This is a genomic window from Acidovorax sp. FG48 (genome assembly GCF_057809085.1).
Window position 1 is genome coordinate 141867 of sequence record NZ_JBMDJH010000011.1, and the last position, 14277, is coordinate 156143.

The window sequence follows — 14277 nt, forward strand, 5'->3', positions numbered from 1 at the left end:
TGGGGAACTGCGGGGTGTCGAGCCGATCAGCCTTCCAGACTTTTGACTCCCCCCACCCTTTCGCGTCATCCTGCTCTTTCCTTCGCCTCGGCCTTGGATTTGCGGGCGTGACACCCATCCGGGCCTGAGCAAAGCAACTGAAGGTTGTCATCCTCGTTGCTGCCGCCTTGTTCCAGCGGAATCACATGGTCGCAATCGTGATCCATGCGGATCAGTCCACAGCCTGCGCATGTGAACTTGTCGCGCTGCATGATCCTGCGCCTTGTCGCCATCCATGAGCTGCCTTGTATGCGCTTGGTGCTGCCTGCCTTCGTTTGCAGCGTGGGCAGGCGGGTGGTTACTACCGATGCCAGCCTGTTGGGGATGCGCTGGAGCTTCATTGCCCAGCCACCAGCGCCCGAAGCGATTCAGCCGATTCCGGCAGTTCCACAAACTGGCGCTGCTCGTAGTCGTATTCGTTGGGTGCGGTCTGAACATCCACGCCCACTTGAATCTGCACATCCACCCCGGCGACGTGCTCACCGCCGCAGCCTGAGCAGTCGAAGCGCTGGCCCTTGTAGACCAAGCGTTCGTCATGCAGATCGAAGTCGAAGCTATGCGGGCAGTCGTAGGACATCCACACTTCGCGCTTTGGATAGTTCATGTCGCTCATTGTGTTCTGCCTGCCATCGGACTACAGGGCTTGCCCTGCTGGCTGCCGCCGTTCGCGCCTCTACTGGTGACGGCTGGGCAGCCGTAGGAGACCCCGTCCAGCTTCCGGGGTGGTTGTGTGTTGCGGGCGCGCTGCCTAGTGGAACGTGTCCTGCTATGGGTGTGCAGCGGCCCGCGAACGTGGTTGCCGTGCTGGGATTCGAACCCAGGGAGACCAGCGTATCAGCCCAAGCGCCACGCCAATCCCTTTAGCTTGGTCACCCTTCGGCCACTCGGGCACACGGCTGAAACGAAAAAGCCCCACGCGGCGAACCGGGCGGGGCTTGAATCAGCTTATTTCTCAGGCGGTTAACCCTGCGCAAGCAGGGTAGTCCTAATGCCGATGCTGACTGATGGCGCGCAATATGCCACAGAAAAACCATGCGTGCAACATTTATTTTTGCAGCCTGTTATTCAGCATCGTCCTGCCAGCCTCCACCAGATCAGCCAGCCCCTGCTTGCTCACGCCGAGATTGCGCGCCATTGCCACCGGGTCGCGCCGGTACACGTACCACCACCGCACGGCCTCGCGGTGCTTCTCGGGGAGCGCATAGACAGCCTTCTCCATCAATGCGGCGTCTAGGGTGTCCACTGGTGTGCCGATGTGCGGGGATGCTTCCCATTGCTTGGATGCGCGGAAGTTGCGGAACATCGGGTGAGTGAACCACCCATGCGGGCGAACCCTTACCCAGCGCTCCCAGTTCACCAGCCGCGCATGGATGGCTTCATGGTGGGCGGCGATGTGGTTGTAATCGACGGCTTCAGTGACGCGCATTAGCATGGGTTCCTTTCAGTTCATCCAGATCGTGTGCAAAGCCGGAGCGCGGGCGATTGCCTTTGCCACTGTGGTTTCAGGCTTCGGCTTGGCCGGTGGCTTCTTCGGCTCCAGCCGCTCGCGCCATGTGGGCTTGACTGTGTAGGCAGGCACCCGGCCAACGTGATCCACCGTCACCAGCCCACGGAATGCGCAACGGCGCAGGTACTGGCGGGCGGTGTCGTACTCCAGGCCGGTCGCGTCTGTGACCTGGCGGGCCGTGCTTGTGCCCCGTTCTTCCAGGGCGGCGAGGATGGCGATGGTGTGGGCGCCCAGGTTGTTGCGTGGGGTCATTTCTTCAATTCCTTGAGCTTTGCCTTGTAGGTGTCGCGGATGGCGCGCAGCTCTTCATGCGTCCACTTGTGCGGGGCGTTGTCGCACTCCAGCGCTTCCACGCGGGCGGGGCCGATGCGCTGCAACAGTCGGATGCGGTAGTCCACGGCCATCCCTGCGCCCCACTGGTTGCACTTGACGCACTGGGCGTGGCAGTTGTCCGGGTGGAATCTCAGATGCGACGCGCTCCCGGTGCTGCGGTAGTGCCCTGCGTCCCGGCCTGCGTGCAGGGTGGACATGTCAGGCGGTGGCGCATCGCACGATATACAGGGCTGTGCAGCATCGCGGGCACGCACCCATGCGTTGAATGCCGTCTGAGCCTCTTTGATGAGGTCAGGCACGCGCTTCAATGCCTCCTTGCGGCGCTTCACCGATTCGCGCTCGGCCTTCTCTGCTGCCTCACGCTCGGCACGCGCCTTCTTGAGGCCACAGGAACCACGGCACACCACCTGGCCCATTCGCTCAGGCACAAACACCCGGTCGCACACGACGCAGCTTTTGGCCTTTGGGTTCTTGTAGGTCAGCATCAAGGCCCCCGCATCTTCAAAATGAAGGCGAAACAAATGCATCCAACACCTAGTGCGAACGCAGCATCTTTGGAAACCACTTGCGCTAGGTAGATCGCGGCCATCAGAAACAGAACATCAGATTTCTTCATTGCCACCCCTCCGGCGCAGTGAACCGCACACCCTTCTCTGCCCCGAATGCTTCCATCAGCTCCTGCATCTCGCACATTTCGGCCTTGGTCATCTTGCTGGTTGACTGACCGCACACCACAAATCCGCCGTCCAAGCCAGGCACGACCTTCGTGCGCTTGAGGCTCGCACTGAAAACGTCTTTCCATTCCTCGCTGGTGAGCTTGTGGCCGTACCAATCCACCTGGGCGGATATGTCGGCCAACATGGCCCACAGCCTGCGGTTCTGCGCATCGCTGCGCTTCTCGGGGCGTATTTCCAGGGTCAGGCGCTGGTCACCGGCCATCAGCCAGCCCTTGGCGTGCTTCCATGCTGTTTGGATGGCTTGGTGGGCCTGCTGGGCGTTGTAGAGGGGGAGCGTGAGGCGTTCAGCCATGGCGTCGCCCCTCCTGCGCGTCAATCTCGGCAATCGCGCGCTTGCAGTAGATCGCTGCATCCAGCAGTTCTTCGTACTGGTGCGACAGCCACTCACGCAGAGAAAGCCGGTTCTCTGCCACCGTGGTGCCGTACTTGTTGATTCCCATCTGCTGGCGGCGGGCAATGTCTGCGCAGACTTCGGCTTCTATGCCTTCGGGGAGAAAGACTCCAATAGTCATACGCCCTCCTTCGTGCCTCGGGCGCGGATGGCGTCAGCAATGCCTTGAGCCGTCCAGCCACCACAATCAGGCGTATCTGCGTTCTCTACGATGTCTGCACACGCCTCCCGCTCCTTGGCTGCTACTAGGGCGGCGAAGCGCTCAAGCTGCTGGTACAGGCGTTGCGCATCAGCTTGGCAATATGGGTGGTCGAGCAACGCCATCTGCATTCCAAACCCAGCCTCTTTCGCCATGGCGATGATTTCGTCTTGGGTCATGCCGCCTCCTTCTCGGTGCTTGGCACTGGGAGCCAGGACAGGGTTTCGTCTTGGGCGTCTTCGCCTGGGTCGCGGATGGGGCGGAGGATGGAATCCATGGCGTAAACAATGGCCCCCGCAGGCACCTGACCAACAATCTTTTCCCACACGTACTGCGACATTGACTGCAGGGCTTCACAGCGCCACTCACCCGGATCGCAATTGTCAGAATCCAAGACCCGCAAAAGCTTGTCCCTGTTGGCACCGCCAGAAACGACGCGAGCAATATCCCCAGGCTTACAGTTCATGATTCACCCCTTCTTGTTGAGCCACTGAACCCTCACAGCCGCCACATCCGGTGCAACTGCTTGGTGCCTTCCACATGAGTGCTGTGGTCCGTAAAAGACGTAGCGCGGCCCCTTGAGGCAGATTGCTAGACGGTGCTTGGCCATCTGGCCGGATTGCTTGGGCGACCAATGGAGACAGGTTGAGCAGGTCATGCATTGATGGCCTCCGAGAAAAGATCCCCAGTGACCCAAAGTGCAAACAGGATTTGCGACTCGGGGACGGCGCCTCCTGCGCGCACAAGGTCAAGGAGGTGGTTAGCTTGGGCGCGGGTCATGCTGCACTCCTTGGGCCTTCGATGGCCGCTGCGATCGGGCCACCAAGTGATTGAATGGATTGGAAGGAAATGGCGGTCTTGCCTGCGCCGCCGCCTTGATAGACCAGCTTCGCCCGATCGGGATCACCAATCAGTGCAGGACGTGGCAGCTTCAACCCGGCTTTTTCATACTCGCTGTCAGGGCTACGATCGCCGCCCAAACGCTTCGGGTAATCAAACTGGCCGCGCTCGGTGTATGCGCGATAAGACTGCATGAAGCGGTGCTGCAGCAGTCCCAACTCCTTGATTTCGGTGCGGCACATCTTGGGCCAACCGCCCATGTCGTCCGCAGCGGCATGGATGGCTGGGTCATCAAACACCACATCGGTGTAGGCGCCGACGGAGGACATTGCTTCCAGCACCTTGCCCCAAGCCAGCGAAGCGCGGTCGGTGGTCGTGCCCTGCAAGATGCGGACAAGATCGGCCACCTTGGGCGCGAACTGCCCATGCTCTGGGTCGGTAGCATGGCGCTGCATGGCCTTGCGAACCTGCTCCAAATCGAAAGGGCGGCAGGCGCTCCACCACAGGTCCAGCACGAACCGGCTGGCATCCTGACGGTAGTAGGCCAGCACATCGGTCACCAGCTGGGCGAAGTCGCCGCGCTCAGACGGTTGCATGGTCTGCTCCTTCGTTCGCCCAGGCATCGGCCACCGATCGGTTGCGCTGCTCCAAGGCTTCTTGCTTGTTGACGGGGGCGCGCTTACCAACGGAGCGCATGCACGTTGCCTTGAGGTATTCGACCGGGTCGGCAGGCCGGGCCAGAACAGCGGACCGCACTGCGTCCACAACGATCAGATCGCCGTAGTCCTTGACCAGCTTGCCGACGAACGAACCGCACTGCGCCTTTGGCATGCCAGCCTGTTCAAGCAGGGACTTCCCGGCTTTCCAGAGTTCGTCCTTGGTCAGATCGGCCGCAGGCTTGGCGGCATCGCCGCCCACTCCGATAGGAGTGGTATCAAGGATGAGGGAATCAGGAATCAGGGAATCAGGAATCAGCCCGATTGCCACGGTGTCCGCCACGTCGTTAGACTGTGTTTGCACGGTGCTTGCACGGTGCTTCTTCTTGTCTGGCTCCGGTGTTGCAAGGTGCCCATCCTGATCTGGGATGGTGCTGACCTTCTCGTCCTTGTGGGGGTTCTGGTGCTTCGCGAAATTCACCACTTGCAAGTAGCGTTTTCCATCGTGCGAGTACCGTGCAACCATGCCGATAGCAGCAAGTTCGTCCAGCAAAGCATCAACATCCAAGCTGTCAGCAGGGAACAGCTCCATCTTGATTTGCTTGGGTCGGTCTTCCATGCGACCAGAGCGATCGGCGATCGTCCATAGGCCGATGAACAACAAGCGGGCTTCGTAGGGCAGCTCCGCCAAGTCAGCATTCCGGAAAAATCCCGGTTTGATGTTGCGCGCACGAGCCATGAACTAGCAGCCCTTCGGAGCAGTGCCGAAATAGGCGTGGTAGTTCTTGCCAGGGATGCGGCGCTTGGTGATCGTCCAGCCCATGGCCTTGAGGTCTGCCATGCGACGGTGAGGGCATACGGTGCCCACGCGGCTGATGATCTCCATGGCTGTAGTGCCGCTTTTACGCGACAGCAGCTTGGCAAGGAGTTGATGTTGAGTGAGTTGGGTCATACAATGCACCTCAGTTGATTGAGAAGCCGGTCGGGTTGCAGCCCATATGACCGGCTTTTCTTTTGCCTGCGAGAAGGTGCGCAGGCTTCACCGTTATTCCTTGACCACCGCCCGGTCGCCGTGCCGAATGGTTTTTTCGTAGCGGGAGAACTGGGCTTCTTGGTGGGCCATGCGTGCAGCGGTTTGCACGTCATCGCGATTGCTTGAATCGCGGGCAGCCACACGGCCAAAGTGCGGAGGCTGGTTAAGCGGTCTGCGTGGGTTCCAGAGGGTGGTCATGTTTTTAGAGTTACTCTGCAGTTACTCTTAATGAGCGACTTGGAAACGGAATAGGCGTGCAATGGGGCTCAGACGGCCGCGCTTTTGCAGCTCTTTGGAGTGGTCGAGCAAGATTTGCTTGCAGGCTTCATCGAATGAAATCCCGCGCTTCGTTGCTTCGGTTTCGATAGCACTAATGTCTTGTTCCGACAGGCCGGATAGATCGACGGCTGTCTGCTTTTTGTCCATGTGAAGCTCCGGAAAATGAGGGTGCGGAAGGCATGGCAAAAAGCTCACGCGGCCATGAGTGCGCCAAAGGCGTTTCTGTCAACCCGCGCAGGTGACAAAGAATTGCGCTCATGACGTTTCATCTGAGCGAACTCCCTCAAGGCCTCCCGGTACACAGCAGCAGGCTCGCCGCCGCCGTAGTACTCCACCAAGAACTCCAGGTCTGGCAGTTCTTCTTCATTCGCGCGGATCATCGCGACTGGTTTGCGCAAGAGAGTGCGATTGCGGTAGGTCATGTGGAACTCCCGGTGGTTGTTTTGGTGGTTCGCTCAGGCCGAAGCGGGTTGCTTGGCTTTGCTGGTGCGTTTCGCACGCTGCTGCTTCTTTCGGTACAGGGCTGCCTGCACTCGGTCGCGCAAAGCGGGCGTGAGTTGCTCTGGCCATCCGGAAATGGCCTGAGACGTGACTCCGATTGCGGCAGCGGCGCTCTTGGCTGTCCCGCCGAGAAGTTCGATGGCTTGGGTTTTCAACATGATTGCCATTAAAGCATTCTTTAAATCATGTTGCAAGCATTCTTTTTGCTCATTCGGCCAGCACGTGAAAGACTTCTTTCATGAATACATACGGCGAACGGCTTGAGGCCGCGTTAATGGCGAGGCGGCCTGATGACAGGGCGGCCCGACAGTGGCTTGCTGACCAGCTGGAGATTTCGGTGCAGGCTATCGGCCAGGTGATTGCCGGGAAGACCAAGGCGCTCACTGCAGAGAACCATGAAAAGGCGGTGCAGGCCTTGGGGTGCTCTGGGCTATGGTTAGCTACGGGGCAAGGCGAGCTAGTGCCTGTTCAGCAATTGACGCCTGCGCCACAGCCTGGGCAACCGGTTGTGCACGTCCCGCTACTGGCCAACGCGGGCAGCATGGGCCCCGGCACGGATGTCCTGCACGACGACATACTGGTGGGGCAGATCGCCCTGTCTGAGCAATGGGTGGCCAGGCGCCTGCAGCCGTCAAACCTGAATGCTTTGCGGTTCATCCACGCCTACGGCGACAGCATGAGCCCGACGTTTGAGGATGGCGACATTCTTTTGGTGGACACCGGGATCAAAGACCCCAGAATCATTGATGGCGTCTATGTCATGGCTGCCAACGAACGCGTCTACATCAAGCGCGTGCGCCAGCGCATGGATGGGGTTGTGGAGATCAGCAGCGACAACGCCACTGTGAAAACGGTGGATGTGCTGAACGGAGACCACCGTATCGACATCCTGGGCCGGGTGGTCTGGTGCTGGAATGGGCGGAAGCTCTAGGAGACACAAGTGAAGAAGATTTTTGCCGTATTGGTACTAGCGTTGTCGGCGTACGCCAATGCCCAAGCGCCAGCCATTCTGATCGAGGCCTGCAACTCAATTGCGGACGCTGACAAGCGGCTCGAATGTTTGAAAGCTGCGATTGGTGCTGGGGGGCCATCAACTCAGGCGCAACCATTGAATGCCGTGACTCGGGCGTTCTCTGGCATGGAAGCCAGTTTGAATGCTGGCATCTCGTACAACAACTACCAGCTCGCCGTGCTGGATCTGGCGAAGGCTGTAGCTGCGTTCAAGCAGGACGCGGGCGAGGCGGGGGCCGCCTCCGCGAAACTGTTTGAATCAGCTGTCGAGGCGTACAGCGACGCTGGCGCCCTATGGGAGCGCTCCATTTCGTTCTACGCGCGCAGAGGCAATGACATTGCCTACGCCGGAGGCCTGCCGGTATCCATGAATGGGCTGGACTGGCTCGTCTCCAAGTACAGCCTGGCGACCGGGAAATCTGACATTTGGGGTTTGGAGCGTGGACTTCCGGTGCAGCCAGCGCGGGCAGAAATCTGGCGCATCGCAAAGGAAAAGGCAGAAGCTGGAGCGAAGGCATACGGGAAGAAACTGGAGGCTCCAGCAAAACCGGATTCGGCCAAAGATCAGAACGTCGTGGCGGTCGAGGAAGCAGCCAAGCAGGCCAGTTGCAGTGATGATCCGGCTGCAAGCCAGACGGGCGTGATCGGAGCAACCAGGCTCTTCTCTGTCTACTGCTCGAACAGGCAGACCATGAGCTTTGAGTGCGTGGACGGCTCCTGCAAGCGGCTCAACTAAGCGCGACGCTCAGAAGCTTTAAAGCTCACAGAGCTACGCAATTGTGGCGGGATGAGTAGTTTTGCCAGCCTTATCAAGCCGGTGGTTCATACTGGTGTACGCCAGACAGAAGCCCAAGAACCCAGGCAAAGTCATCCCGCGTCCAGGTGCCCTCGGCGAGCATGACCGTGGCATCTTCAAGTACCGGGTCTCTGCGGACGTGCAATCCCTGCTGCTCCATGTAGGCAATGGCGCAAGTCAGCGCTGTGCGCTTATTGGCATCGTTGAAGACATGCCCTCTTGCTATCGCCTCTGCGTACAGCGAAGCAATGCCCAGAACGTCATCCAACCCGTTGTAGTAAGCGTGGTTCTCGACACGATCTAGCGCAGCCTGGACGGCAAGAAGGCCTCCACCAGAAAAACCGGCGAGGCCTCCGAACTCTCTTACTATCTCGTCGTGCACAGTCACGACAAAATCGACATCGAGCAAATTAGCGGTCTTTCAATGCAACCAGCACGGGGTAGTGAGTGTTGATCACCCGGCGGGTGACCTCGCGCACTATCCGCTGTTCTTCGGGCGTCTTAGCTTGCACTGTCACTCTTGGGCGAATCAACACACGTTTGTGCGTACTGGACTGGCTTTTGACCTGTTCCAACGTCAGCATGTGATCTCCTTCATGTGTCTATCAAATTGATAGGCGTTAATAGTAGCCTAATCCTTATTTCTTTGCATGTAGGCCATGATGCCTAGAGCGTTCTTTGGCACGCACTTTTAGCTATATATCTTGTAGCAATTGCGCCAATGATTGCATTGTTATCAACTAGTTGGTAACAAGAAAACAACATCTTTTCATGCGGCAAAAATACCACTGGGCACAATGAAAAATCATTGGGACTGTATATTCATCCAGTGTCAAATGTGCCGCTCCAAATTTCCCACCCCGTCAAGGCCACGATCCTGATGCTCTACTGCAAGGGCGGCCGGAGGCCGTTCGCCAGCAAGATGCACGAGTGCACCGGGGATCTGACCGTTGTGCGCCTGGAGGGACGATTCGGCACTGTGCCAGCCCTGCACCTGGCTAGCTACGAACCCCAGCGCCTGTTCGAGCCGCGCATCGTGGACATGGTGTCCGGGGCCCTGGAAGTCCACGGCCTTGAAAAGACGCCCGAGGGTGACTGGGTGGCCCAGGCCTGGCGGCTGCGGTTTGGGGACTGAGCTGCGCGATGCGGCGCCGTCTGACATGCGGCGGCCTGTAGCGGTCCTACTATTTCTCTGCCGCTAGCCGCTTGCGGCATCCCCTCCCCTCGCTGCAATAGCGGGGTTCAAGCCCACCCACTGAGGTGGGCTTTTTTTCGCCTTCACCGAACTACGTATGCGAATAGGTAGTTTTAATAAAGCATCAGTGAAAGAATGCTTTGCTTATTTGGCGAAAGAATGCTTTAATTCACCCATCGCAGCAAAACGCAGCGACAGGGTGAGCGGATCGGCGGTCACCACGGAAAGCAGCCCCTTAAAAATCATTTCCCTGCGGTTCGCACTCTACGGAGCAGACGACAGCAGGCGCGCATTCCCGGCGTGAGAGGGAATTGAGGCGGTAGCGCCAAGAACAGCAAGCAACCAAGCCCAGGCGGGCGCTCAGGTGGGCGCAACAAGCCGGGTTACAGGGCACTGATAGTCATCAGCAAAGCGCGGGCCAGTCGCGCAGCCGGAACCCTTCGGGGGATATGTCGGCAAGCCATTCTCACGAGTGGCAATCCCACAGCATCGCGGGCCGGTGCTTTGGTATTCAACAGGAGATAGACATGAAGCCAATCAGCCAAAACGACATGGAGCGGCTTAAAGACGCAATGGCCCAAGGCCTGATGACTGCAGAGCAGGCCAACGTCGAAAAGGTGCGAATCCAGCGGGTTGTGCTTGCTGGGCGCATGCCGATGGAGGTGCGCAAAGCCCTGAACGCAGCCGTGAAGCGCGGAGAGCTGGGGCACATGAAGAAAGACGGGAACAAGCCTGAGGCGTACTACCACCCGACCTTTGAATGCATGGCGAAAGCCGCAAGAGCGGAGCACGAACGCAGTGTTGTGCGAGCGCTGCTGGCCGTGTGCGGCTAACTAACGAGCAATCCTCGGCAATTGACAAGGATTGCTTGACTGTTCCGCTGTCAACTATTGGATGACAACCCCACCCCGCCCCTACACCCCAGGGGCTGGATTGCTTTGATGGGCGGCAGTACGGAAGGTGCGAGCGTGGAGCACAGCGGCCACGGCGCAGCAGCAGACGACGTACCCGGCAGATTGACGTAAAGAGCCCTCGACGGAGGGAGATTCATCTGGGCCGTAAACGCGGACGCAGGAGTGATGCCCTGCCCGCCCTTCAAAGCAATCCCCCCCAGTTCAACACTAGGAGAAGAGCATGAAAGCAGGTCAGAAAGTTTGGCTGGTCAAGTACGCGCTGACCGCTGGAGTTACAGAAGAGGTCGTGAAATCCAACAGCACAGACAAGTATGTATTTCTTGAAAGCGCGCCATGGAACATATATGCGTTAGGCCGCGATGTTTTCGCTGACTACGGCGAAGCAGTAAAAGCCGCCGAGGCGCTGCGCCAAAAGAAGCTCGGCAGCCTGCGCAAGCAATGCATGAAGCTGGAAAAGCTCAAGTTCTAACCCTCCCTGTCTTCCTATAGACGTGGCAAGCCACCTGGGCGTGATGCTCAGGGCCACCATTGAAGCGGAATTGGACGGGCTGTCGTCTGGCCGTAGAGTGAACCGAGCACAAGCGGGACACGCGGTTTTCTAAGACCTGGGTTCAGCGCCAGGACGCTTCAATGGTGGTGAATGCCTGCTGGATGCAGGCCTCTGTCTCCGCGCGCTACCTTGAGTAGCCGGATAGCGGGATCAATCCCCGTGAGCCGGGATCACCTCCGGCCGCCACCAACCCCACACAACCCAAGCCGCCTAGTGCGGCTTTTTTCATTGGAGCAGAGCATGGCCTTTGAAGTCCTGATGCGCGACTGCGCAAACGAAGAAGACCGCCGCCAGCGCGAAGCAGAAGCGCTGGACCGAGAGCAAGGCCGATTGCAGGCCCTGGCGCTGGTTGAAGCCATGCAAGGCAACACCGACAAGCTCTGGTCAGCGGTGGACTACGCAGACCACGACAAGCGCCTGATGCGCGTCCTGATGTGGGCGCATGTGGCGGGGAATTACGACGCGACTGTACTGGTGCGCCATCTGGCGCAGACCTACGCAATCAACAACGCAGAGGTGAAGGAATGACCCGCACCCGTCCTAACTATGGCTTCGGCCTGGTGATCCTGGCCACCATCGTGGCCTTCTGCTACCTGAGCGATCAGGACTACCGCGACGAGTTCGCCCAGTCCGATGAGCTGACAGCCGTACAGCAAGAAGAACAGGCCAAAGCCTCGCGCGAGTTTGCTGGGCAATACGCATGTGGGCCTGGTGCTCAGGCGCAGTGGCTCTCGGACAAGGAGCTGCAATGCGTGCCCAAGCGCGGCAAGGCTTACACCGTGGCGGGGGTGCAATGAACCGCCTAAAAGAATTCGCCGCTCTGTACCGCATCTATCGCCAGTGCCACAAGCCCATTGCTGCCGCTCGGTATGCGTGGATTGTGTCGGGCGGGTGATTCACAACTACTGGAAGAACACCATGACAGAAAAAACCCATTACCGCAAGGCGTTTGATTCGCCATACCTGAGCAGCGCCGACATTGTTGAACCCACTGTTCTCACTGTGGCTCGCGTCACCTTGGAGCCTGACCGCACCAAGAAAACGAAAGACCTGTTCAACACGGCGTGGTTCGCGGAGAAAGAATTACGCCAGGGCGAAAAGCTCAAGCCGATGATCTTGAACGCGACCAACAGCAAGACCATGAAGGGGCTTACCGGCTCGGCCTTTATTGACGACTGGCAGAACGTGCGGATCACGGTTTACGTTGACCCGAACGTTCGGTTCGGAAAGGAGTCGGTCGAGGGCCTACGAATCAGCCCATTCGCTCCAGAAAAGCGCGTTCTGACGCCTGACAACAAGCGCGGATGGGAGAACGCCAAGGCCGCATACCGGCGCGACGGGAATCTGTCGCAAGTGCTCTCCCGCGTGGACATGAGCGCAGAGCACCAGAAGCAGATCGCCGATGAATGCAAGGAGCCTGCCGAATGACGTTCTATGACGTTGAGCAGAACTCTGACGCTTGGCTGGCGCTGCGGCTTGGAAAGGCCACCGGCTCCAACTTCGGTTGCTTCATGGCAAACGATGGCAAGGCGTTCGGAGAGCCAGCCAAGGCATACGCACTGCAACTGGCTCTGGAAATCGACACCGGGCGCCGCGCAGAGTACAGCTTCAGCAATGAGCACATGGAGCGCGGGCACGAACAGGAGCCGGTCGCAAAGATGCTCTACCAAGATGAAAACTTTGTGACCGTGCAGAACGGCGGGTTCTTCTGCTGGGGCACATACGGCGACTCCCCTGATGGGCTGATCGGCTCTGATGGAGTGCTGGAGATCAAGTCAGTCGGGGCAAAGACGCACTATGCGACTCTGATGCGCAAGTCATACGACCCAGCCTACCGCTGGCAGCTTGTAGGGCATCTGGACTGCACTGAGCGCGATTGGGTGGACTTTGCCAGCTACTGCGCAGAGTTCTCAGAAGGCAAAAAACTGCTGGTGTATCGGCTGCACCGGGACGACTGCGCCGACGAAATCAACCGCCTGCGTCAGCGCCGCGCCGACTTCCTCGGGCTGGTGCAAGAAACGCTGGAAAACATCCGGGGGTAACCCCATCAACTCCTGCCGCGCTGGGCGGCGGGCAATTTGAAAGGGCCATCATGGCTAACGACCTCAATCAATGCAACTTCATCGGGCGCCTCGGGCGCGACTTGGAACTACGGACGTTCCCATCTGGCGATCAGGTGGCGAACGGCACTCTGGCAGTGGGTAGCAAGTGGAAAGACCGCAACACCGGAGAAGCCAAGGAATCGACTGAATGGGTCCGTCTCAACTTCCACGGGAAGTCTGCAGAGATCGCGGCGCAGTATCTGCGCAAGGGCTCACAGATTTTCGTAACCGGCGAGATGCGGACGCGCGAATGGGAGCAGGACGGCGTGAAGCGCTACAGCACCGAGATTCGCGTGAGCAACTTCCAGATGCTAGGCGGCAAACCAGAAGGCGAAGGCCGCGCACCAGCCACGGCACCGGCGCCACGACAGCAGCAGCGCGCACCGGCGCCTACAACCGACCCGGGCGGCTGGGACGATCCAAGCGACATCCCCTTCTAACCACCCCGCATCCCACCCCCAAGCCCTCCCCGTGAGGGCTTTTTCTTTATGACCATGCCAAGAAAAGTGCACACGACAGAAAGCCTACTTGCCCGCGCAGATGAATTTGGGGACTGCCTGATCTGGAACGGCTACATGGCAAACAACACACCTTATGTCTTCCACGAAGGAAAGATGACCAGCGTAAGGGGTTTGCTGTGGAAGCTGTCTGGCAAGAAGGTCCCAGATGCAAAGGTGTACTACCGGGCAATCTGTCAACAGGATGGATGCGTCAACCCTGCGCACATCCGATGCGACACCGAGGCTGACCATATGAAAAGACTCGCGCAACCTGAACTGAGGACGGCTGCAGGCGAGGCTATCCGAGCGGCAAAGATTTCTCAGCACAAACGGAAGCTGAGCCGGATCACGGAGGAAACCATTCAGGAAATTCTCCACAGCAACGAAACAGGCCCTGAGATTGAGCGACGCCTGGGAATCAGCAGATCGCTGGTTAGCCAGTACCGCAGGGGCAGGCTTGGAGCAACCAGGGCGAGCAACCCATTTCAGGGCCTTGGCGCCCGATAGGAGCAGGACATGGCCCTCTACACAAAACGCGGCGCCAGCTACGTGCCAACCACACTATCCGACCAGGGCGCATGGGGCAGCGATGGACTGATGGCCATGGCCGCATTCCGCTACTGCCTGGGCCGGATGACGTACATCGTGGGCGACTGCGAGCGGTGGATTTTTGCTAACTGGGAGCAGTTCCCGG

At 59.0% G+C, this 14277-nt stretch carries 29 protein-coding genes and 1 tRNA gene; 11 read left to right on the forward strand and 19 right to left on the reverse strand.

Annotated elements, in window-relative coordinates:
* Positions 1 to 65 precede the first annotated feature (65 nt).
* From ACODSU_RS16600 to ACODSU_RS16680, 17 genes are all read right to left on the reverse strand, one after another.
* Positions 66 to 380 (reverse strand): HNH endonuclease, encoded by a 315-nt coding sequence (locus tag ACODSU_RS16600; protein ID WP_488843292.1) that lies wholly within the window; start codon positions 378 to 380, stop codon positions 66 to 68.
* Complete coding sequence (locus tag ACODSU_RS16605) at positions 377 to 643, reverse strand: hypothetical protein (protein ID WP_488843294.1); 267 nt, start codon at positions 641 to 643, stop codon at positions 377 to 379. Before ACODSU_RS16605 ends, ACODSU_RS16600 begins: the two co-directional genes overlap by 4 nt.
* A 189-nt stretch (positions 644 to 832) precedes the next feature.
* Positions 833 to 937 (reverse strand) — tRNA-OTHER (locus ACODSU_RS16610).
* Positions 938 to 1084: 147 nt separating this feature from the next.
* On the reverse strand, positions 1085 to 1465 hold the full coding sequence (locus ACODSU_RS16615) for a hypothetical protein (RefSeq protein ID WP_488843296.1): 381 nt from the start codon (positions 1463 to 1465) through the stop codon (positions 1085 to 1087).
* A 15-nt stretch (positions 1466 to 1480) separates the two neighbouring features.
* Positions 1481 to 1798, reverse strand: coding sequence for a hypothetical protein (locus tag ACODSU_RS16620; RefSeq protein ID WP_488843298.1), 318 nt, complete (start codon positions 1796 to 1798; stop codon positions 1481 to 1483).
* Positions 1795 to 2364, reverse strand: coding sequence for a recombination protein NinG (locus tag ACODSU_RS16625; RefSeq protein ID WP_488843361.1), 570 nt, complete (start codon positions 2362 to 2364; stop codon positions 1795 to 1797). The genes ACODSU_RS16620 and ACODSU_RS16625 overlap by 4 nt, the downstream gene beginning before the upstream one ends.
* 127 nt (positions 2365 to 2491) lie before the next feature.
* The gene (locus tag ACODSU_RS16630) at positions 2492 to 2908 is read right to left on the reverse strand and encodes a recombination protein NinB (protein ID WP_488843300.1); all 417 of its coding nucleotides are present in this window, start codon (positions 2906 to 2908) and stop codon (positions 2492 to 2494) included.
* Complete coding sequence (locus tag ACODSU_RS16635) at positions 2901 to 3128, reverse strand: hypothetical protein (protein ID WP_488843302.1); 228 nt, start codon at positions 3126 to 3128, stop codon at positions 2901 to 2903. The genes ACODSU_RS16630 and ACODSU_RS16635 overlap by 8 nt, the downstream gene beginning before the upstream one ends.
* Positions 3125 to 3385 (reverse strand): hypothetical protein, encoded by a 261-nt coding sequence (locus ACODSU_RS16640; protein ID WP_488843304.1) that lies wholly within the window; start codon positions 3383 to 3385, stop codon positions 3125 to 3127. Before ACODSU_RS16640 ends, ACODSU_RS16635 begins: the two co-directional genes overlap by 4 nt.
* Positions 3382 to 3672 (reverse strand): hypothetical protein, encoded by a 291-nt coding sequence (locus ACODSU_RS16645; RefSeq protein WP_488843306.1) that lies wholly within the window; start codon positions 3670 to 3672, stop codon positions 3382 to 3384. Before ACODSU_RS16645 ends, ACODSU_RS16640 begins: the two co-directional genes overlap by 4 nt.
* Before the next feature lie 310 nt (positions 3673 to 3982).
* The gene (locus ACODSU_RS16650) at positions 3983 to 4642 is read right to left on the reverse strand and encodes a DUF6475 domain-containing protein (RefSeq protein ID WP_488843308.1); all 660 of its coding nucleotides are present in this window, start codon (positions 4640 to 4642) and stop codon (positions 3983 to 3985) included.
* Complete coding sequence (locus ACODSU_RS16655; RefSeq protein WP_488843310.1) at positions 4629 to 5393, reverse strand: hypothetical protein; 765 nt, start codon at positions 5391 to 5393, stop codon at positions 4629 to 4631. The genes ACODSU_RS16650 and ACODSU_RS16655 overlap by 14 nt, the downstream gene beginning before the upstream one ends.
* Positions 5394 to 5444: 51 nt before the next feature.
* Positions 5445 to 5654 carry a helix-turn-helix domain-containing protein gene (locus tag ACODSU_RS16660; protein ID WP_488843312.1) on the reverse strand — a complete coding sequence of 70 codons (210 nt, stop codon included), beginning with the start codon at positions 5652 to 5654 and terminating at the stop codon, positions 5445 to 5447.
* 93 nt (positions 5655 to 5747) lie between these two features.
* Positions 5748 to 5933 (reverse strand): hypothetical protein, encoded by a 186-nt coding sequence (locus tag ACODSU_RS16665; RefSeq protein WP_488843314.1) that lies wholly within the window; start codon positions 5931 to 5933, stop codon positions 5748 to 5750.
* 27 nt (positions 5934 to 5960) lie between these two features.
* A complete protein-coding gene (locus tag ACODSU_RS16670; RefSeq protein WP_488843316.1) occupies positions 5961 to 6161 on the reverse strand; it encodes a hypothetical protein in 201 nt (66 codons plus the stop codon).
* Between the two features lie 44 nt (positions 6162 to 6205).
* Entirely contained in the window at positions 6206 to 6436 is a 231-nt protein-coding gene (locus ACODSU_RS16675; RefSeq protein ID WP_488843318.1) for a hypothetical protein, read from the reverse strand.
* A gap of 33 nt (positions 6437 to 6469) precedes the next feature.
* Complete coding sequence (locus tag ACODSU_RS16680) at positions 6470 to 6682, reverse strand: hypothetical protein (protein WP_488843320.1); 213 nt, start codon at positions 6680 to 6682, stop codon at positions 6470 to 6472.
* Between the two features lie 71 nt (positions 6683 to 6753).
* On the opposite strand from ACODSU_RS16680, the gene ACODSU_RS16685 reads away from it, so the two are divergent.
* The gene (locus tag ACODSU_RS16685) at positions 6754 to 7446 is read left to right on the forward strand and encodes a S24 family peptidase (RefSeq protein WP_488843322.1); all 693 of its coding nucleotides are present in this window, start codon (positions 6754 to 6756) and stop codon (positions 7444 to 7446) included.
* Between the two features lie 9 nt (positions 7447 to 7455).
* A complete protein-coding gene (locus ACODSU_RS16690; RefSeq protein ID WP_488843324.1) occupies positions 7456 to 8262 on the forward strand; it encodes a hypothetical protein in 807 nt (268 codons plus the stop codon).
* Between the two features lie 73 nt (positions 8263 to 8335).
* Here ACODSU_RS16690 and ACODSU_RS16695 read toward each other — a convergent pair whose 3' ends face one another.
* Positions 8336 to 8731: a type II toxin-antitoxin system death-on-curing family toxin gene (locus ACODSU_RS16695; protein ID WP_488843326.1), complete on the reverse strand. Its 396-nt coding sequence runs from the start codon at positions 8729 to 8731 to the stop codon at positions 8336 to 8338.
* A 1-nt stretch (position 8732) separates the two neighbouring features.
* Positions 8733 to 8906, reverse strand: a complete 174-nt coding sequence (locus ACODSU_RS16700; protein ID WP_488843328.1) for a hypothetical protein — start codon at positions 8904 to 8906, stop codon at positions 8733 to 8735.
* A 254-nt stretch (positions 8907 to 9160) separates the two neighbouring features.
* On the opposite strand from ACODSU_RS16700, the gene ACODSU_RS16705 reads away from it, so the two are divergent.
* The 9 genes from ACODSU_RS16705 to ACODSU_RS16745 all read left to right on the forward strand — a co-directional run bounded on the left by ACODSU_RS16705 (position 9161) and on the right by ACODSU_RS16745 (position 14090).
* Positions 9161 to 9457 carry a hypothetical protein gene (locus ACODSU_RS16705; protein ID WP_488843330.1) on the forward strand — a complete coding sequence of 99 codons (297 nt, stop codon included), beginning with the start codon at positions 9161 to 9163 and terminating at the stop codon, positions 9455 to 9457.
* Positions 9458 to 10044: 587 nt separating this feature from the next.
* Positions 10045 to 10350: a hypothetical protein gene (locus ACODSU_RS16710; RefSeq protein ID WP_488843332.1), complete on the forward strand. Its 306-nt coding sequence runs from the start codon at positions 10045 to 10047 to the stop codon at positions 10348 to 10350.
* A gap of 301 nt (positions 10351 to 10651) precedes the next feature.
* Entirely contained in the window at positions 10652 to 10900 is a 249-nt protein-coding gene (locus tag ACODSU_RS16715; protein WP_488843334.1) for a hypothetical protein, read from the forward strand.
* Positions 10901 to 11221: 321 nt separating this feature from the next.
* Complete coding sequence (locus tag ACODSU_RS16720; RefSeq protein ID WP_488843336.1) at positions 11222 to 11509, forward strand: hypothetical protein; 288 nt, start codon at positions 11222 to 11224, stop codon at positions 11507 to 11509.
* Positions 11506 to 11778 carry a hypothetical protein gene (locus tag ACODSU_RS16725; protein ID WP_488843338.1) on the forward strand — a complete coding sequence of 91 codons (273 nt, stop codon included), beginning with the start codon at positions 11506 to 11508 and terminating at the stop codon, positions 11776 to 11778. Before ACODSU_RS16720 ends, ACODSU_RS16725 begins: the two co-directional genes overlap by 4 nt.
* Positions 11779 to 11899: 121 nt before the next feature.
* Complete coding sequence (locus tag ACODSU_RS16730) at positions 11900 to 12409, forward strand: hypothetical protein (RefSeq protein WP_488843340.1); 510 nt, start codon at positions 11900 to 11902, stop codon at positions 12407 to 12409.
* Positions 12406 to 13023 carry a YqaJ viral recombinase family protein gene (locus tag ACODSU_RS16735; protein ID WP_488843342.1) on the forward strand — a complete coding sequence of 206 codons (618 nt, stop codon included), beginning with the start codon at positions 12406 to 12408 and terminating at the stop codon, positions 13021 to 13023. Before ACODSU_RS16730 ends, ACODSU_RS16735 begins: the two co-directional genes overlap by 4 nt.
* 50 nt (positions 13024 to 13073) lie before the next feature.
* Positions 13074 to 13523: a single-stranded DNA-binding protein gene (gene ssb, locus ACODSU_RS16740; RefSeq protein ID WP_488843344.1), complete on the forward strand. Its 450-nt coding sequence runs from the start codon at positions 13074 to 13076 to the stop codon at positions 13521 to 13523.
* Between the two features lie 135 nt (positions 13524 to 13658).
* On the forward strand, positions 13659 to 14090 hold the full coding sequence (locus tag ACODSU_RS16745; protein ID WP_488843346.1) for a hypothetical protein: 432 nt from the start codon (positions 13659 to 13661) through the stop codon (positions 14088 to 14090).
* The last annotated feature ends 187 nt before the right edge of the window (positions 14091 to 14277 follow it).